The following is a 17,690-nucleotide window of genomic DNA, read 5'->3' as shown; positions in this document are numbered from 1 at the left end:
CGAGTCAATAGATGGGACTCGGCAAGAAGTGAGAATCAAATTGTCTTTTTTTTGATGTTCGGTTATCGTGGTATTTTATAAACTTAAGCCACACTATATGTATAGAGACCGCCTCATTGAAATTGTCGAGTTCGCATATGCCCGGTTACGCGAGAAAATCAATGGTGGCCGGATTCGCGTGGAGAACGAGGCATCGTTGCAGCTTCAGTTGTCGGCTCTTTTGAAGTCAACCGGGGAGCTATTTGAACGCAACAAGAATGAAGTGTTCTCAATTGAGCTTGAGAAACCCGTCCTTTTGTCTGGTGGTTTTTTCGATAAGAGCGGCACAAGTAAAGCAAAAATTGACGTGTGGATATCATTCGAAGATCTTGAAACTAAGACCAAGCATAGCTGTGCAATAGAGTTGAAGTTCTTCAAGTTTGCAAACCACCGAGAGCCAAATAACAGATACGACGCATTTTCCGATATTCAAAACCTTGAAGCGTACGGAAATTTCGCTGACCTTGGCTTTTTGATTGTTGCGACAGATCATGACCACTATGTCAATCAAGGCAGCTACTCGCAAGACACTGATGATTTCGATTTTAGACATGGAAGTCACTACGATGCAGGAAAAGAATTAACTTACAAAACTGCGAAACCCTACGGTGAACCTATTGTGCTAAGTAATTCATATTCCTTTGTGTGGGACGAGTCATCAGGAGGTATTCATTTCCTGAAACTACCTGTTTTACCTCGACCGTTCTCAAACACTTTGCTCCAAGGGGCTCCGAGCGATAAAATCGCACACCCTCTATGAGCAATTATGTCAGGTGCTAATCTCGCTAAATTCGAATTCAGCATAGATAGAAAGAAGTGTTGGTTGTCTCAGAAAATGGTGGGCAATTTATCTTAGAGCTTCCTATGGGCACGCCATCTGTTGAAATTTCACCAAAATTTCAGTATTCCAAAGCTTCTTTTTATTCCCTCACTGACGCGACTTCTCTTTTCCGGAAAACCACGTAGCTGGCTTTCTCTCTCAGCAGCGCGAAGTTGATCGAAAGTCGGTCGATTAGGATCATATCGATACCAATGGGTTGTGGCTCGATACGCAAGGGTAGGATCGATCTTATCGTCGGATGCTTTCCCCAATGGACTACTTCTCTCGTTACTGTCTTGCATGACTTCCTTTTTATAGGCTTCGCAAACTTTTAATACGGCATCAGAAAGCTTCAAGCATAGGAAATGCTTCTTTTTCAAATCCGAATTCGACATCTAAAGAAGGGTTTGGACGTTTGAAACATTCATTGAGAATCCACTTTTCAATTTTTGTATGAAAGAACGCCAAAACATCAATAGGCCAAAATTTATAGTATGTGTCGTGCGCTGTTCGTGGCGTGTGTCCCATGATTTGTTGTGGGACACCAAACGGAATCGCAATCCATGTGCAAAGTGATGCGAATGAGCGACGAATCCCATGGAGGCTTACCGATACTCCAGCTAACTTACATAATTTTCGATGAGAAATACTAGGCTCGGTGATATGCCCTGACGCTGATCTCTCACTGTAAAACACCCATTCATTTTTACGTGGCAAACTCTTAAGTAACGTTTCAAGGTACGGCGTCAATGGAATAACTCTGTATGGTTCTATTTTGTCGACAAGCTTAATTTGCTTCCATTGAAAATCAATATCTTCCCATTTTAAAACCGCCATTTCTGCTCTCCTTGCCCCAGTCAAAAGGAGACATTGCAAGTACACAGAAATGACTGGATTTTGAATTTCATTGACGGCTGCAAACCAGTATGGCAATTGTGCCCTTAAGATAACATCTTCATTCTTCGGTCTTGATTTTCCAAGCGTCTCTCTTGCTCGCTTACTTTTTGCAGCGTTTTCTAGGACCAAGTGCCGATATTCTTTCTGGTTTTTGCACCACGTCAAGCATGCCTTCAAAAGACGCCATGCCAGACGCGCGCTGGTTGGCCGACTCTTCGTTTCAGTACTTGCCCACTCCTCGACACGTTCTTGCGTCAGATCGATTAAACGCACAGAGGCGAGCGCTACCAATGGGCCAGCCACCTTAATTTGCGGGCCACGAAGTCTTTTTCCACCAGCCTCTTGCATCATCTTCTCGTGGTCTCTTAAGTGAAGCTCTCGCCAATTTCCTCGGCGATCTGCAATATATACAGGCCAAATATCACCAAGAGTTATCTTTTCACGTTCATTTTTCTTTAGTATTGCCAACTCTTGAGCTTGTCGCTCATCACGAGCGTCTTGAGCTGACCTCAACTTATCGTCTTTGATTTGGCGGGGATCATGACCATGATCAATTAACGTCTGTAGGCGACGGGCCTCGGCCTGTGCCTCGGGGATCGTCCAATTACTAATTCCACCGATAGAAATACGCAAAGACTTACCGTTTAGCTTGGACTGAAACAAGAAGGTTTTATCTCCGCGGGGTGTAGCACGCATTCCTAACCCTGGTGCGTTTGCATCCCAAATAAACTCTTGCCCCTTCTCTGGCGCACAATTAAAGGAAGCCAATCGACCTGTTGTAAATCTAATTTTAGCCATGCTTAAAGACCCCAATATTGATCATTATTTGTAAGCTACTTGTAAGCTTTTTCTTTTAGTTGTAAGCTACTTGTAAGCCTTTTTGTAGTATAACGATCAACATCGATCAACACAAGAATTTTTATGATTTAATTTAAGTCTTTGTTTTTATTGAAAATTATTGATAATATCAACAAAAATCAACAATCATAAATTTATATACTCAAGGATTGAAAATCCTTGTGTCGGTGGTTCGATTCCGCCCCGGGCCACCAAGAAATTCGCATTAAAAATAAGGGCTTACAGTGATGTAAGCCCTTATTTTTTGCGCGGTCAGTTCTACAATTCTTGGTCTAGTTCTACAATTCTTACGTTCCGCATTGAAATGCCCACACTAGGCATCTTCAAAATAAAAAACCCTCGAATGCATAATTTCGAGGGCTTTCTAATTTATTATCCATCAATAAATTGATTACAAGTGATTTCGACTAAAAATTTTAGAAGATTCTTTACTCTGCATTCAAAGTTGACTTAATTGACTTAATTGACTTGGCTGACTTGGCTGACTTAGCTTTTGATATGACTTTCGTTTTAGGCTCCGTTTTGGCAGCTTTTTTCCGATTGTAAAGTTCCTGAAAATTTATCGCAGGCAGAATAATAGGTGAATATCCCGCGTTAATAGAGAGCGTACTAACAAATGATCGAACAAAAGGAAAACCAATCGCTGGTGCGTTGACCATCAAAAAAGGATGTTCTCTCGTCTCTTCCGACACAACGAACTCCTCATCATCAGAATCTCTCACCTCAAAATCAACGGCATACATTAAATGAAGCGACTTATTCACATCTAGAAATTTCAATTTCAAATCAAAGACAACCGAAAGCTCATTGTCATTAATTTTTTCGTTAAACAAACTAAAAGTAAACTGCTTTTCACCAATATCTATTTGCTCGATAGAATCCAGTATCAATTTAACAACATAGAATCTTTTCGCTTTAATTTGAAGTGTCATTTTAAGCAGCCAGTGCGTAACTATTGTCGTTCGCCGATATCAACGCAAAATTTATCGTAAGCACATCATCAGCTGAAATAAACGTACCTCCAATTTCACTCATAGCGATATTGTATTCAGCACTTTCATCCAAACGATTATCAACGTCTTCAAACATAACGACATGCGTTGTATATGCTATACCATACGCAGATAACTTGGATTCAAGTTCAGCAGCTGTCAACGACGCTAAAATTTTCTTAGCTTTCTCAAAAAGTGCATTATTCATTTTATCTTTCCTTCCACAACAATTTCCGTTTTTGCAATAGACCCCAAATCAACCAAACAACACACTGTTGTATTTGGAACATTAAGGTCTAACTTTGCTCGACGCTCTCGCTTATTTTTTATATACAAGTGATGTTTCACAGCCTTAACTTCCAGTACATCGACCATGAAATTAAAAAGGATACAATTATGTTCCTCTTGAGGCGCCAATTGAATTCCATGTTTCATTAACGCGGAATATAACTCTGCCTTTGTAGCGTTAAATGCCTGTAGTCCAGACAGACAAGTTAAATCGATTAACTCATCTTCACCAAGTTGAATTTCCGACTTAAGGACTCCAAAATCATCGTATAGATTTACACAGTTTTCCTTGTCCCAAGCCTGACATATCGCCCAATCTTGTGCATTTTGAAGAGGACAAGAAATACCTTCAACAAAGAAATAAACGCCGTGACCGAGCCACTCAGTTCTACTTTCACTTTTAAGGAATTGTCCACCTACTATTGATTTTGATGCATCCAAACTCGTGCCGTGAAATCCCTCAAACAAAATCATATTAATTTTTTAATAATTTTATCGGTGTTACTCAATCATAACAGAAGTTAACCTTATTTGGCCAATCACAATTAGCCAAATATGTTCGCTATCCAGCAACGCAATACAATACGACTTTACTTATGCATGTAATTTCAAATCCAATGGTTTTACCATTTCCCCTTTTCTGTTTCTTGTATAGATTTCAGTCGTAGTCCTGTTTTTATGTCCTAGCAATTTTTGAGCATGTGCCAAGTCGTTCGTATCGGTTGCTGCCTTGGCGCGCAAATCACGAATCTGAAAACTCACCCCGGCTTTTTTTCGCGCCTTATCAAATCTTGATCGTAGTGCAAAATATGTCAAAGTTTGACCACATGAATCTTGCAAGAGCGCTTGATTTACCTTATCTCTAGGTTTCGCCAAAATCCGTTCAATCACTTCCTTAAGCGCCCCCTCAATCGTAATTCTCAGTTTTTTCCCCGTCTTGTTTTGTGCAATCGATAAATGACCATCAACAGCTGTTGACGCGCATCCAAAATTGACCAGGGGGGGTGCGGATAAAATCTTGGACTGATTTACGTTGTTAAACCCAAGCGCTCTCTGTATTCAATCGGGCTGAGATAGCCTAGGGACATTTTAATACGCTTTTCGTTATACCAGCGAATGTAGGCATCAAGCGCCTTAATGAATTGTTCAATTGTGGTCGAACGCCAATCGCGCGGATAGAACATTTCATTCTTCAACCTTCCAAAGAATCCCTCACAGGCGGCATTATCCGGCGAGCATGCTTTGCGGGACATGGAACGGATCATACAAGCCTTCTCAACACGTGCTAGCCAACCTGGCCATCGGTAGTGACCACCTCGATCGGAATGGACGATCGGTTTGTCAGTGTTATTGGCAACCGTCTCGATGGCAGCATCTAACATTCCATTCACCAGTTCTGCATCCGGGCTTGTACCAATCGACCAGCTCACAACCATGCCATCGAAACAGTCAATCATGGGCGATAGATAAACCTTCCCTGCAGGGATATGGAATTCAGATATGTCTGTGAGCCATTTCTCGTTTGGTGCTTCAGCATGGAAATCACGATTGACGATGTTTTCCGGGGCTGGAGTTATTTCGCCGATATAGGATCGATATCTACGTCGTTTAGGTCTGGCAACATGGAGACCGTCCTGCTTCATCAGGCGCTGAACAACCTTCTCTGAGACGAACATCCTTTGTCGAATCAACGAAGCTTGTATCCGACGATATCCGTAGGATCGGTGATTGTCCTCGAAGATCTGGGTCATGGTGCGCCGTACGTCTGCGTACTTGTCTGCAATCTGTTGGCGCGACCTATGGTAAAAATAGGAGCTGCGCGCAAAATTGAGCCGCTCAAAAAGTTCTATTAAGTTGTATTCTGCTCTAAGGGCGTCAACCAGCACCGTCTTTTCCCGGTTGCTCAGTAAATGTAGGTCGACGCCCAGATCCTTTTTTAGTAGTTCATTGGCCTTCTTGAGAAGATCGTGTTCGAGTTGCAGATTGTGAATGTCGCGCTTGAGTGTTTCAACTTGCTGCTCCAATTTATCACGATCCGATTCTGCCAATGAGCGTTTGTCTTGTTTCATAGAAGCTGAGGCCCCTCGGCCAAGTAACTGGTTCTTCCAGTTGTACAGGGTTACTCGATCAACGTCCAGCTTTTGCGCAACTTCCTTTGCACTTCCTTCCCGTGTGCATAGCTCGTACACGGCAGCGCGCTTGGACGCCAAAGTAACTCTCGGCCTACCACTTTTCCCAATGACGTAATGCGCGGTTTCCGGATATCGTTCGCGAACCCATTCCCTTAGTTTCGCTCGCCCTGGATATCCCAGCGCCTTTACCGTATGGGCAATGCAGCGTCCATGGTTTGCGTAATGGTCCAGAGCCACAATTCTTTGTTCTTCCGAGTACTTCGCTTTTGGGCGAACGTACCTGTTCTTTAAATCGCCGCGCTCTTGGAATTCATCATGCCAAGTCTTTAATGAATTCTTTGTTGCGTAACCCAATTGGCGAATCGTCGCTTTACAGCGCCTGCCAAGTTTAATGTATAGCTTCACCGCCCGAAGACGTTCTTCATATGAGTACATGAACCACTCCCAAAAGTAGTCCAAGATTTTATCCGCACCCCCTTTTTGAGTGCGCGCCAACAGTCTGAAAAGGACTATGGTGAACTAGGGCGTGCGAGCAGGACTCAGGTGGGTGATTGGGCTCTTTATCGGTGCAATAATACTTAAATTCCATGAAAAGACATAAGGTGTATAACGATTTAGACCAAGAGTTAGGTCCATTATGAAATCGTTTTAGCTAAAGCAACATTTGTGTCACTATCACAGTTGCTGTAAAGTGAAATAATTTCTCACCCTTAACGCAGTTCTCTTCACGATCGATCACGATCCACCCAGTCATCATTTTTCGACGTACCCTAGGGCATATCTAAATGAATATCACTTTAAATTCCCGAGCATGTAGTCAGCTTCTAGCCATAAAAGAGGAGCTCAATATGTCCGACCAAGAGATAGTCCACATCGCGATTCAACGGTTTCGTAATGAAATCTTTTTGAAGCAAGAACCAGATGATGGGCCAATCTCTGAGGAAGACCTCAAAGCCATACAAGCTAAGGCTGACGAGTATATCAAAGGTCCAGTCGTGTTCGATCAATTTATGTTCAAAATGACTGATTGAGTTTCCATTTAAAAACTAGGGCTATGTCACACATAGCGCCATTCAATTAGTCTTTTCTTAAATGTAGATAGAAGCCAATTCTGAGCGCTGAAATCGTCCAAACAATCGATAGACTCATCGTCAAAATTTTACTTCTCATCATGCCGTCGCCTTCAGACGACATATACAAAGAAACAAGGTAGAAAAATCCACTCGCCAAAAGCGAAGACATGAATGTTGTCCCAATAATCCACCATATTGATATTGATTGAGTCGACCGCTTTTCTTCTCGGACGAGTTCTTTCGCAGTCCTATGTTTTATGGAAAATAGCCACTTTATTGGTAGCCAATACTCTAGCCATGCCTGCTTGGCGCTAGCAAGGAAATATTGCCGGAATGTACCCATGCCCCCTCCGCTTTAGTGCACCAAAGTGATTAAAATGCCGACACCGTCAGCTTTGACTGTCAGGCTTCTGTTCACTATCTCATAGATTCCAAATCACGCAAGTGCGAATGCCATGCTACTAGCAGTACATCCCAAGTCATTATCTGACAACAAAAATCGCCTCACTTTTTGGAGTTGACGGATCGAAGACCCATGATATTTTCGATTCATCGATACAACATTTGAAGAAACAGATGAAATCTCAAATCAAGAATATTCGGCAGCTATTTGGCCTACCTTTGAACACCTGGGTGAAAAATGATCCACGAAGTGTGAGCGCGATGCTCAACGCGCGAGGAGATGGTCGGCATTTAATTTACGAAAGTTATTGTCTGTTCCAGCGCTACATACATCCGCATTGTAATACTGAAGATCACATGCGCTCCTATTCAGAATTGATGGCTGTATCCTCTTCGGCAAAATTAGGCTCCAATCACCACCAGAACTTTCCTCGAATAATCTTTTTTATATTGATGTGCATGCACGTGTCAATTGCGCACTGGAGGAGCACCAAATGAGTCAAGTTACATACCACGATGAGTATAGTGAAGATGCCATTTGTAAGTTCAGAGAGTTTGTCAATCATGCGACTAGGCACAATAATTTGAAACTCGAGATCACTGATATCAAATCTATCCAAATTTCTTTCGAAGTGAATGAAATTTTTGATCTTGTAGTCGCCTCAGAAGAAGAAAAATTCAAGGGGGTCGTATCGGGATCAAGGAATGACTTATTAATTGAAAACGATGATCACGAATACAAAATAGCATGTTCGAGGTTAGTGCACCAGCAATCGACAGATCATGATATCTATCAAGAATGTAGAAATACGATTGCAGGTTTTGAGTTTGGAAAATTTTATCGACAAAAGGACAAGCGATTCTTAATCCACTCCAACCAGACTAGAGTGATACATCATTTTGGGTGCCCTGACTGCTCGCAATCAGGCATGGGATCATGCCCCAGTTGCCGTTCCACGGGTATCCTAACGTGCAATGCATGCGGTGGGCATGGAGAAATTTCCTGCTCTCACTGCAGCGGCGCGGGCTATCGAATCGAGGTTCATAGCCATCGAGACGGCGACGGCCATTACCGCCATGAAGAGGTGGTACTAGGATGCACGTGCACCAATGGATCGAACCGGTGTAGCTCTTGTGGTGGATCTGGCGAACACGAATGTCGAAGCTGCGATGAAGGATATGTAGAGTGCCATCACTGCGATGCAACTGGCTGGTTTTCCAAAGTTTATAAAGTTAGTTTATGGGCAGACTATACAATCAGGAGCAGCGACACGACTTACAGTGATGATGCGAAGGTCAGTTCTCTCTCAGAGGATTTTCTTAAGGCATTGGATTACAAAGAACCATTAGAAGATCACGCAAACTTGCTATATAAGGAAACGTTAGAGGATCGGGAAAATTTGCAAATTCAGATTCGACGCCACTTCTTTGCACCTTCATCCATGTTCGTTTCGAATCTCGAATTTGAAGGGCAGAAATGGGAATCGTCGATTGCATTTTTTGGACAGGAGCATTATTTACTCGATGCAGGATGTATTTTGGATATAGTTCTCAAGAAGGATATCGAACAATTGGCAAAACTGACTGGAAGACTTTCTTCTATTTTCGAGAGCCTGTAAGAAATTCTGTGTAAATGCCACGGAACAAGTTAGTGATCGTGTTTTTGAATACGATCACCAAACTCAATCATAAAACGATTTAAGGCCATACGCCAATTGTGAATCGGCATCGTCCATTTCTTTGCGGCCTGAGAGATGGCGAGATACACCACTTTCATAGCTGAGTCATCACTTGGAAATAGTTTTCTTCGCTTAGTCGCCGAACGGATGACACTGTTGAGAGACTCGATCGCATTGGTCGTGTAAATCGCCTTACGTATTTCTGGTGGGTATTCAAATAGCGTGCGCAGATTGATCCAGTGAGTCGTCCATGACTTGGCAATTTGTGGGTATTGCTCGCTCCATTGTTGACTAAATCGTTCCAACTCGGTCAATGCTTGGTCCTCTGTGGTGGCTTGATAAATGCGCTTGAGATCAGCAGTAACAGCTTTATAGTCTTTCCACGATACATACTTCAAGCTGTTACGCACCATGTGAACAATGCATAGCTGTACACGGGTTTCTGGATACTCGGCGGCAATCGCTTCAGGGAATCCCTTAAGGCCATCGACACAAGCGATCAGAATATCTTGCACGCCACGATTTTTTAGTTCGGTGAGCACAGATAACCAGAACTTTGCCCCCTCATTATCGGACATCCATAAGCCGAGCAGCTCTTTTTTGCCCTCCATGTTCACGCCAAGCGCCAAGTAAATTGCCTTGTTGATGACGCGCATATTGTCGCGAATTTTAATGACGATGCAGTCCAAATAGACGATAGGATAAATGGGGTCAAGTGGACGAGATTGCCATTGTGTGATCTGCTCCAGAACGCGGTCTGTGACCTTGGAAATCAATGTAGGCGACACGTCCGCGTCGTACATTTCTTTGAAGGTTTGCACAATTTCACGGGTAGACAGTCCCTTCGCGTACAGCGTCAGAATTTGATCGTCCATCGCAGTCAGGCGCGTTTGCCCTTTGCGTAAGAGCTGCGGCTCGAAGCTGCCGTCACGGTCTCGTGGCGTGAGAATTTCTACTTCTCCATGCGTACCTTTGAGACGTTTTGCAGTGCTGCCATTGCGTGTATTTCCACGCCCTGGCTTGCTATCCGAATGCTTCTCGTAACCCAAATGTTCGGTGAGTTCAGCGTTTAAGGCCGTTTCTACAGTGAGCTTGACCAGCTCCCTCGACAGCATATTCAGATCCGCTTCCGTCTTGATGTCCTTGGCAAGCTCTTTTGCCAAAGCTTTCAGTTTTTCTCTATCCATTAAAATGTCCATCGGTAATTCCTCGTTCGAGAGGTTAATAGACCGTGGGCATTTACACAAATTTATTTACAGGCTCATTTTCGAACGGCAGTTAGAACAAAAGCTTTACTTGGCGATCTCAGAGGTCTTGTCATCACCAATCTTGTTAAGACTCCTCAGTTTTCATCTCGATGACAAAGGCGCATCAAATGAAAAACTCAGAAACGCCACTTATAAAACTCTTTCCGCTCATGAGGTCTGTTCACTCTTGAAAGGAATAAAACGTGCATTCATTCTTTTGAACTGCCGACGATTCGTCAAAATTTTTGTCATGTCATTAGCTTGCTATGGACTACTTCACCTTCTATTTTATTTCAACCTGATTAGCAACACTTCAACAATGAACACGTTCAGGCAAACGACCACATCGCTACCATTCTTGGTTGCGTTATTCATGCTTCTCCCTCTGACGGTTCTGATTCACATCGTAGAAGAAAAATGCCATCGACGATCGATGAAGAAAAATTTTGAATCAAAATACCACTTGATTCAACAGCTTGATCGATCCGTATTTATAGGGAGTTTCTATGTAAGACTCTTTTTGGGAATCACAATAACTTTAATCGGTTGCTTTTGCTGACGGAGCCGGCTTTGTGTGCGATTGCATGACTTCAAAAATTTATAAAGACAGATCTATTGTTTGCACAATCCTGAAATTTTTTCTCAAAATAGAAAAACACACTTCAGATAAATAGCTTTAGTGATTGCCATTGCAAGGGATAGCACAAGTCAAAGCCAATGTCGAAATACTCAGATCTGTATTTTGAGGCTGGCTAGCGTTGCACTATTTTATCAATGGCAATCACTAAAGCTATCTTAAAGAAGTTACTTAGAGCGGCAACCTAATTCAAGTATGGGCCGACATGGTACTTATTGGGCTAGTATGACTAGACCATTCCTTCATTAAGAATGCAAGGCCATTCTAGCCCTCCTGATTTCCAAAGTCGCTACGTCTAAACGGGTAAATTCGCTGTTTAGTGCGCTTGACTTTTCCGTCTATTTCGAAACTATTGCTAGCCATGGAAGTAGTTCGAGTTTTACTCATGTTTTTTCAGCTGAATCTCTGGACTTCCCCTAATTCAGTAGACATTTAATAATGTCAAAAACTGAGAAGGAAGTGCATCATGAGAAAAAGTCGATTTACCGATGAATTTAAAGCTGAAGCAATCCTTCAAGACGTCGAAGATCATAAAATGCATACTCGGTTGAACAGAATAGTTCTACTGAACGAGTACACCTTTCAACCTGGATTTCACTCATCCTTACCCTATAGAAAGCTTGAATCAATCTTCAAAGCTTCTTTGGTATAGATCTTTAATAGCTCAGCTTGTTGAATCACGAACTGACTTAACTTCAAAATGAACGCCCTTTCTTCATTAGTGAATTCATCATTTAGTGCCAGTGCATCGGCATACTTTGCTGCACTGTTTGCCACTTTCACGGCTTCTCGGTGTAGAAGCGTACGCGGGATTTGACAGCGCTGCGCAAAATCGGCGAAAGCAAATCCCTTCACCTCTTTTAGGTCAAAAACATCACCAAACGCCATCGCCAATTCGTGGGAAATCTCTGGGTATTGCACCACGCTAACCAGATCGTACCAAGGTGCTGGTTCAAGTCCATCTCGCAAGACAAAGAACGAAAAGTTCTTGCCGTGCGCATCGCTATTACCAATCAAAAATTGGAACAGTGCCCATCGCAGTAAGGTCAGCTTGGCGGATGCTTTGTTGATGGTGTGATTAACGCAGGCAAAAAGCTTTTCAAAACTCATGCCATCGCGAATATCTCGCACTTGTTCGTTACTACCTAAGTTTCTTTCATATTTAAAGCTGACCGGTAAGTCTGATGCCTGACAGGCGTCGACCATATGGAGCCGTTTAACCGCAAGTCCTGCTGGCGAATCAGCTATCTCACGATCAAAACGCTTTACCAGCAAAACTGGACGCGGCACACGAAGAATGCTGACATCCGCTACTGGGAATCCCATTTTCTTGGCCAAGGTCATGCAGTAATATTCGTTAGCAACCAGATGAGGCATGTTTCTTCCCATCGGTTCTGGCTTCAAAATATGGGTCGATGCCAAAGGCGGTGCCGCCAAGTACATGTGTGAGTCGCCTTTGTCTTGTTGAATAAGGACGGTCAATTTATCTTGATAGCCAGCGATCGACATCCTGACTTTCTTATCCCATACGACAAACGGAATTTGCTCACGTTGGCGCAAACGGTCGTTAACTTCTGCCGCTGTAATTTCGCGCATGGAATTATCCTGCTTCGCTACCTCAACAGCTGCACGATCGACACCAAAGCGAAACGCCCCTGCTGTCTCCACGCCGAGTTGTTGAATGAGCGCGAACACATTATTTTTCGTAACACCATAGGTTGAAGCAGAGATATCCAGTGCACGTCCTTCCGGCAACAGATTTTCCACAAATCGTTTAATTGTCCCTGAAGCATACGCTTTCGTCACAGACAACATCGGCAAGGCAGGGGAAAGTGGAAAAGCGTTTGGCAACGCGACCCAATTGGCATCGTACTCCAAAGACCAAAAGTCCTCCTTAGGCTCGTAAGCAATAGTGGCGACTTTTTGATCTTGTGTGAACAAATAGAGAAAATGCTTCATACTCTAACCTTCTTGCTCGCGAAGAGGACTACTTTCAGATGTGATTACTTGAACTTTTGAGATGTCACGAACAAGTTCTGATTGTTTTGATGCGACCACCATACATAGTCCCATCGCATCTAGCACCTGCAGTAACTTATCTAAACGCACAGCACCTTTGCCATTTTCCAATCGAGAGAAGAGATCCACTGAGACATCGGTTAGGGCTGCTGCATCATCAATACGTAATTGTTGTTGGCGCCTCTTTAAACGCACCATTTGCCCCACATCAGCCATCTCGAGAATGATTCGAGGCGAAGCGACTTCGATATCGATGTCGATGGGACGAGCAAGTTTCATGACAATCTCCATTTCGGAATTTCAGAAATATCTATCATGAGCGATCCCAAATAGTCAAATTTCTGATATTCCGAATATTTTATCCCTTTTCGGATGAAAATCAAATAATTTCTTAAATTCCGAAATAATTTTCTCACTCCCAAAAATTGCACGTCAATCCAAAGGTTCGGCCGGACGACACGTGGTAATTTTGGATGCGGATCAACAGCATGATCATTTGAATCAAATGAGATCCTTAGCTTACAAGCAAGATCAAGTTGAGGTTATGTATTGTCAACGATACTAGGGGGCTTACCACTCCACTTGCCGCGTGGTCTCAACTTTTAACCCACATTAAGAAGATGGAAAATTTACGGGCACCTCTATTTTTTCAACCACGAAAGATCAACGATGTACGATTTTCTTCTGAACCCACTCGTCGAATGCCAACTTCGAAAATAGTAACCTGCGGCCAAACTTGAAATGCGGTGGCATATCGTCGCCATTAAATAGGCGATTTCGGCCAGTTCCCGGCGTGATATTGAGTACCTTACAAATTTATTCCAAATTCAGATTTTCCATCGTGCATACTACCCAAAGAAGAAAACACTAAACAAAAAACCCCACGATCTACCATGGGCTTCTTGCTCCAAAATCACTTGTTCTCTAATTGCACGTCATCCAATTTTTAGATGCAGTTGTAAAGCTCCAAGATTTATCCACATTAAAACCTTTGCCAACTTTGCCGCCCGCAACACTACCAATGAATTTGACTGTGTAGTTAGTGTTAGGTTTAAAAGGCGCCTTACCAATCACCGCAGCGAAGTTTGAAGCAATGTTGCGAGAATTAGGCAATAAGATTCTTGCTGGTAAATCGACGGTAGTACCCGTTTCTCTAATGGTAAAACTAGTTACGGCAAGCGTTGTTGATGATTGGCTTTGTAAGCTAATTGGATAACTCGTTTGTTTACACATATTGTCGATGGTCATTTCCAAATCACTAAATGGATTGGGTGATTCCATATTATGAGTCAATGAAATGCCGGTTTGTTTATCGTTTGGGTACACCCCGATAAAATCACTTGCGTTACTTTGACCCGATGTATGTGCAAAATTAATTTGCGTCCCCTTACCAGGTTCACTGTAAATACCGACGTCGGTTAATGTTTCCAACATCATTGCTTAACGATGAAGAATGGCATTCGCGAGCGGCAATATGGCATCCTTGCCTGAAGGAGCTGCAAGCACTTCGCCGCCCCCTACCGCGTTGGTAAAGCCAACCGCACGATATCGATCTAAGAAACCTACACCAGTAAAATTGACACGTCCTGCAACTTCCAAATGAGGATCTTCTCCTGGAATCCAGCTGGTGATTGCGTAATTAGTGTGATTTAAAGCCGCTTTATCGAGAAGTGGATTTTGATTGAGCGGGCCGAGACCAATGCTAGTGCGAAATTCATTCAACGCTGTAAATACATCTGCTTGTAAAGACCCAGCAGCGTAATTAGCAGGCGATGGCTTTTGCAAACTTGCAGGGATAATGATGCAGTTTGGGAAGTCAGTCGCACCATTTGAGCATGTCTGAGCAACAGGTGTCGTAGGAGTCGTAGGTGTAGTAGAGCTTCCACTGCCACCGCCGCCACAAGCAGACAAACCTGCGGAAAAGATCAGTACCGCTGGCAAAAAAAATTTAATCGATTTCATAAGTTTCGCGCTTTAAAAAGAGTGAAGTAGGATAAAAAGACCGCCTAACCCAACCTATTATATTGACGAAGAGCTCGCATGTTAAGATAAAAATAAGATTTTCAGATTATTTTTCAAGGATTGAATATCTGATGTTTTAAATTCTCAACTTGTTAGTTGTCTTTGAAATTAGGTGAAGTCCATGGTGCGCTTATTTTCTAGGAATACCAATCGGCAAAAGTTTTCAGAGCAATTGAAAATATCTTCTATGTGGCCTGATCATTAGCAATGCTTGCGTCGTACTCACGCAAAAGTCGCGGAACATCATCAATTAGAAACTTGTTTGCATCCCGCATATACGTTGTCAAACAATGTTGCCGTTACAGAAAAGCGAAACTTATTGCTGCCCCTCCCAATTACATACTTGGGACAAAAATTTCACCTATTTTTCTGCTCCGCAATTCTTAGAAAATTCTAATTTCTCGGGGCAAAAATTTTTATCAAAAACAGCGAATTGCGGAGCAAAAATAGACCTAAATCATTGTTTTTAAATGATTTAATCGAGGATTGAAAATCCTTGTGTCGGTGGTTCGATTCCGCCCCGGGCCACCAAGAATAATACGGTTCACAGAGATGTGAGCCGTTTTTATTTGGGCGTCGCTTTTCTGAACGTATCGTCCGATCCGACTAGTTGCAAGCATGGCTCTAGTTGACCGACAACTGAGTCTATCGAAAAACCAAAGATCAACCTAGCTGAAATTTACTCTTGGTGAGCAGCAGCTTTCCTTACAAAAGACACCAAAACATCATCGCTGATAGACTTATCTTCAAGTGGCAAGGTGTATTTACCATCTGCATTCACTGGTATCACGTACTTCTTTTTGGGTGCATCAAACGTCACCGCCTCAACACCCGTCGGTGCAAAATAAAACACCGCGACGTTTTTTGTCTCGCATGGATTACCTGAAGACATCAATTTCACATAAGCGCTAAATACCAAGGACACGTCTTGTTTTTCGATCGCCCAACGTACCTGACATTCCAAACGCAAATCGCCCATGCGTTTGGTATCTTGATTTAAGTTCGCACTTTTTACGTAGGGCTTAATGTAGAACTGCCCCTTGGGTCGATTCAAAATCAAATCGTATTCGTTATCGTTTTTCAGCTCGATCAAAGGCAATTGAAACTTACCGCCTGTGTCGATGGGAATCGTGGTTGAAGTCTCATCGCTTGCCAATCGCATCGTCAAACCCTCTAAGCGCATTTCTTTTTTCTTCGGAATCAAAATGAAATACAACTCAGAATCGGGTGCATGCAGGCGCTTCTCTTGATACGCCAACAGTCCTTTTAACATCTGCGCATACGAACGCAATTCCGGCCCTTTATATGAACTAATTTCGACACGCGCTTCTGTGCTACTTGCTGCACCCTCTTGAGTCTGGGTTTGAGTCGGCGCTTGATTTGATGTTGGGGCAGCTGCTTGTGCCTGCGCCGACGATGCTGCAAAGACTAGAAAACACAAACAAGCTAACGAAGAGAACAGCTTCCCGAGTTTTAGCATTACTTACCTCTTGATCAATTAAAATAGTTAATTTTACAATCGATTATAGGGCGATCTTTCTGTATTAAGGCCTTGCAATGGAAAATTCTCAGGCGAATCCATCTCAACAACTAATCGACTTCAACAGTATCTGAAGAGTGAACGACGCCAATCTCTCGTACAATGAGATCATCAACACATAGCACACGAGCAGAAAGGAAAAATAATGATGAAAACATCGCACCTCATTGCTACCAACGCCATCGCACTCAGTTTAATGTGCTTGAGCCCTAACTTGACAGCAAATGCCTACGCAGAAACTAACACGGCGGACCCGTGCAAAACGCAAGCAAATACAATAGAAATCAACGAGTGCGCAAAGTCTGAGTTAGCAAAGAAAGACAAAGCGCTCAACGCCGCCTATCAAATGCTCATAAAAAAGCTTGCCCCAACAGATAAGTTTGATGATATCAACTACACCGAGGTCAAAAAGCAATTGTTGGAAGCACAGCAAAATTGGATCAAATATCGCGACACTGATTGCAAAGCCAAATATACGCTCAATGAGAAAGGCACTATACGTGGCGTCGTGCATCTCGGCTGTTTGATCGAACGGACGGAGCAACGAACTAAGGAATTGTTGAATTGGAATCCGGATTAGAAACTACGGACTCTCCCGAGTGTTCATTTGCAAATGTAAAGTGACGACTACAAAGCGCGACAGCATCTAAAATACAAGCGCAAAAAGCATCATGAAATCCTATCAAAGCGCCCCATTTTGATGATCAACGAATCAGTCGATGGAAAAAAACGTTTCTGAATACGATATCTGCAGCACATGTATCTCGTCCGCCATCGTCGGTGCAGGCAGAGATTTAAGGAAAGTAGAATTACCCGCTTCGGGTCTTTTAAAAAAACTGTTTGGTAGCATTCAATTCAGGATTGTTCAATTTGAGATTATTTAATTTAGGCGACAACTCGCTTGACTTCGCCGTCTAAGAAACTAGACGACTTGGCGCTACGCGCAACAGAGCAAATATCGGGAATAGAGAAACTTTTTTTACACAATTGGGCTACGTCACCATTGTGTCATACATGTCAATTAGACTTCGGCCGAGTTTACTGA

16 protein-coding genes and 1 tRNA gene are annotated in these 17,690 nt (G+C 42.9%); 5 read left to right on the top strand and 12 right to left on the bottom strand.

Annotated elements, in window-relative coordinates; all coding sequences use genetic code 11:
- Nucleotides 1–97: 97 nt before the first annotated feature.
- Complete coding sequence (locus tag ACO0KZ_RS18845) at nucleotides 98–799, top strand: hypothetical protein (protein ID WP_422998068.1); 702 nt, start codon at nucleotides 98–100, stop codon at nucleotides 797–799.
- A gap of 402 nt (nucleotides 800–1,201) precedes the next feature.
- Here ACO0KZ_RS18845 and ACO0KZ_RS18840 read toward each other — a convergent pair whose 3' ends face one another.
- The 6 genes from ACO0KZ_RS18840 to ACO0KZ_RS18815 form a co-directional block, all read right to left on the bottom strand.
- Nucleotides 1,202–2,554 (bottom strand): tyrosine-type recombinase/integrase, encoded by a 1,353-nt coding sequence (locus ACO0KZ_RS18840; protein WP_422998066.1) that lies wholly within the window; start codon nucleotides 2,552–2,554, stop codon nucleotides 1,202–1,204.
- 488 nt (nucleotides 2,555–3,042) lie between these two features.
- Complete coding sequence (locus ACO0KZ_RS18835; protein WP_422998064.1) at nucleotides 3,043–3,546, bottom strand: protein-export chaperone SecB; 504 nt, start codon at nucleotides 3,544–3,546, stop codon at nucleotides 3,043–3,045.
- Between the two features lies 1 nt (nucleotide 3,547).
- Nucleotides 3,548–3,814 (bottom strand): hypothetical protein, encoded by a 267-nt coding sequence (locus ACO0KZ_RS18830; protein WP_422998062.1) that lies wholly within the window; start codon nucleotides 3,812–3,814, stop codon nucleotides 3,548–3,550.
- The gene (locus tag ACO0KZ_RS18825) at nucleotides 3,811–4,368 is read right to left on the bottom strand and encodes a hypothetical protein (protein WP_422998060.1); all 558 of its coding nucleotides are present in this window, start codon (nucleotides 4,366–4,368) and stop codon (nucleotides 3,811–3,813) included. The genes ACO0KZ_RS18830 and ACO0KZ_RS18825 overlap by 4 nt, the downstream gene beginning before the upstream one ends.
- A 120-nt stretch (nucleotides 4,369–4,488) precedes the next feature.
- On the bottom strand, nucleotides 4,489–4,893 hold the full coding sequence (locus ACO0KZ_RS18820) for a tyrosine-type recombinase/integrase (protein ID WP_422998108.1): 405 nt from the start codon (nucleotides 4,891–4,893) through the stop codon (nucleotides 4,489–4,491).
- A 29-nt stretch (nucleotides 4,894–4,922) separates the two neighbouring features.
- Nucleotides 4,923–6,461, bottom strand: a complete 1,539-nt coding sequence (locus ACO0KZ_RS18815; RefSeq protein ID WP_422998058.1) for an IS3 family transposase — start codon at nucleotides 6,459–6,461, stop codon at nucleotides 4,923–4,925.
- A 413-nt stretch (nucleotides 6,462–6,874) separates the two neighbouring features.
- Here ACO0KZ_RS18815 and ACO0KZ_RS18810 point away from each other — a divergent pair, with 413 nt between their 5' ends.
- Both ACO0KZ_RS18810 and ACO0KZ_RS18805 read left to right on the top strand, forming a co-directional pair.
- Nucleotides 6,875–7,057, top strand: coding sequence for a hypothetical protein (locus ACO0KZ_RS18810; RefSeq protein ID WP_422998056.1), 183 nt, complete (start codon nucleotides 6,875–6,877; stop codon nucleotides 7,055–7,057).
- Between the two features lie 938 nt (nucleotides 7,058–7,995).
- Nucleotides 7,996–9,120, top strand: a complete 1,125-nt coding sequence (locus ACO0KZ_RS18805) for a hypothetical protein (protein ID WP_422998054.1) — start codon at nucleotides 7,996–7,998, stop codon at nucleotides 9,118–9,120.
- Nucleotides 9,121–9,149: 29 nt separating this feature from the next.
- On the opposite strand, the gene ACO0KZ_RS18800 is transcribed toward ACO0KZ_RS18805, so the two are convergent.
- The 5 genes from ACO0KZ_RS18800 to ACO0KZ_RS18780 form a co-directional block, all read right to left on the bottom strand.
- Nucleotides 9,150–10,367: an IS256 family transposase gene (locus ACO0KZ_RS18800; RefSeq protein ID WP_422998106.1), complete on the bottom strand. Its 1,218-nt coding sequence runs from the start codon at nucleotides 10,365–10,367 to the stop codon at nucleotides 9,150–9,152.
- Nucleotides 10,368–11,673: 1,306 nt separating this feature from the next.
- Nucleotides 11,674–13,023 carry a HipA domain-containing protein gene (locus ACO0KZ_RS18795; protein ID WP_422998052.1) on the bottom strand — a complete coding sequence of 450 codons (1,350 nt, stop codon included), beginning with the start codon at nucleotides 13,021–13,023 and terminating at the stop codon, nucleotides 11,674–11,676.
- Nucleotides 13,024–13,026: 3 nt separating this feature from the next.
- Nucleotides 13,027–13,362 (bottom strand): helix-turn-helix domain-containing protein, encoded by a 336-nt coding sequence (locus ACO0KZ_RS18790; protein ID WP_422998050.1) that lies wholly within the window; start codon nucleotides 13,360–13,362, stop codon nucleotides 13,027–13,029.
- A gap of 645 nt (nucleotides 13,363–14,007) precedes the next feature.
- The gene (locus ACO0KZ_RS18785) at nucleotides 14,008–14,520 is read right to left on the bottom strand and encodes a hypothetical protein (protein ID WP_422998048.1); all 513 of its coding nucleotides are present in this window, start codon (nucleotides 14,518–14,520) and stop codon (nucleotides 14,008–14,010) included.
- Nucleotides 14,521–14,523: 3 nt separating this feature from the next.
- The gene (locus tag ACO0KZ_RS18780) at nucleotides 14,524–15,045 is read right to left on the bottom strand and encodes a CAP domain-containing protein (RefSeq protein WP_422998046.1); all 522 of its coding nucleotides are present in this window, start codon (nucleotides 15,043–15,045) and stop codon (nucleotides 14,524–14,526) included.
- 522 nt (nucleotides 15,046–15,567) lie between these two features.
- Here ACO0KZ_RS18780 and ACO0KZ_RS18775 point away from each other — a divergent pair.
- Nucleotides 15,568–15,636: transfer RNA gene (locus ACO0KZ_RS18775), tRNA-Phe, on the top strand.
- Nucleotides 15,637–15,784: 148 nt separating this feature from the next.
- Here the strand turns inward: ACO0KZ_RS18775 and ACO0KZ_RS18770 are convergent.
- Nucleotides 15,785–16,585 carry a hypothetical protein gene (locus tag ACO0KZ_RS18770; protein ID WP_422998044.1) on the bottom strand — a complete coding sequence of 267 codons (801 nt, stop codon included), beginning with the start codon at nucleotides 16,583–16,585 and terminating at the stop codon, nucleotides 15,785–15,787.
- Nucleotides 16,586–16,790: 205 nt separating this feature from the next.
- Between ACO0KZ_RS18770 and ACO0KZ_RS18765 the strand changes: the two genes are divergently transcribed.
- A complete protein-coding gene (locus ACO0KZ_RS18765; protein ID WP_422998042.1) occupies nucleotides 16,791–17,225 on the top strand; it encodes a lysozyme inhibitor LprI family protein in 435 nt (144 codons plus the stop codon).
- Nucleotides 17,226–17,690: the final 465 nt, after the last annotated feature.

It is taken from the genome of Undibacterium sp. Di24W, from assembly GCF_049340325.1.
Lineage (GTDB): Bacteria > Pseudomonadota > Gammaproteobacteria > Burkholderiales > Burkholderiaceae_D > Undibacterium.
This window is presented reverse-complemented; position numbering and strand designations above follow the sequence as displayed.

Coding starts and splice junctions, on each gene's coding strand:
- ACO0KZ_RS18845 (WP_422998068.1), top strand. CDS start 98: ATGTATAGAGACCGCCTCATTGAAATTGTCGAGTTCGCATATGCCCGG.
- ACO0KZ_RS18840 (WP_422998066.1), bottom strand. CDS start 2,554: ATGGCTAAAATTAGATTTACAACAGGTCGATTGGCTTCCTTTAATTGT.
- ACO0KZ_RS18835 (WP_422998064.1), bottom strand. CDS start 3,546: ATGACACTTCAAATTAAAGCGAAAAGATTCTATGTTGTTAAATTGATA.
- ACO0KZ_RS18830 (WP_422998062.1), bottom strand. CDS start 3,814: ATGAATAATGCACTTTTTGAGAAAGCTAAGAAAATTTTAGCGTCGTTG.
- ACO0KZ_RS18825 (WP_422998060.1), bottom strand. CDS start 4,368: ATGATTTTGTTTGAGGGATTTCACGGCACGAGTTTGGATGCATCAAAA.
- ACO0KZ_RS18815 (WP_422998058.1), bottom strand. CDS start 6,461: ATGTACTCATATGAAGAACGTCTTCGGGCGGTGAAGCTATACATTAAA.
- ACO0KZ_RS18810 (WP_422998056.1), top strand. CDS start 6,875: ATGTCCGACCAAGAGATAGTCCACATCGCGATTCAACGGTTTCGTAAT.
- ACO0KZ_RS18805 (WP_422998054.1), top strand. CDS start 7,996: ATGAGTCAAGTTACATACCACGATGAGTATAGTGAAGATGCCATTTGT.
- ACO0KZ_RS18800 (WP_422998106.1), bottom strand. CDS start 10,367: ATGGATAGAGAAAAACTGAAAGCTTTGGCAAAAGAGCTTGCCAAGGAC.
- ACO0KZ_RS18795 (WP_422998052.1), bottom strand. CDS start 13,023: ATGAAGCATTTTCTCTATTTGTTCACACAAGATCAAAAAGTCGCCACT.
- ACO0KZ_RS18790 (WP_422998050.1), bottom strand. CDS start 13,362: ATGAAACTTGCTCGTCCCATCGACATCGATATCGAAGTCGCTTCGCCT.
- ACO0KZ_RS18785 (WP_422998048.1), bottom strand. CDS start 14,520: ATGATGTTGGAAACATTAACCGACGTCGGTATTTACAGTGAACCTGGT.
- ACO0KZ_RS18780 (WP_422998046.1), bottom strand. CDS start 15,045: ATGAAATCGATTAAATTTTTTTTGCCAGCGGTACTGATCTTTTCCGCA.
- ACO0KZ_RS18770 (WP_422998044.1), bottom strand. CDS start 16,585: ATGCTAAAACTCGGGAAGCTGTTCTCTTCGTTAGCTTGTTTGTGTTTT.
- ACO0KZ_RS18765 (WP_422998042.1), top strand. CDS start 16,791: ATGATGAAAACATCGCACCTCATTGCTACCAACGCCATCGCACTCAGT.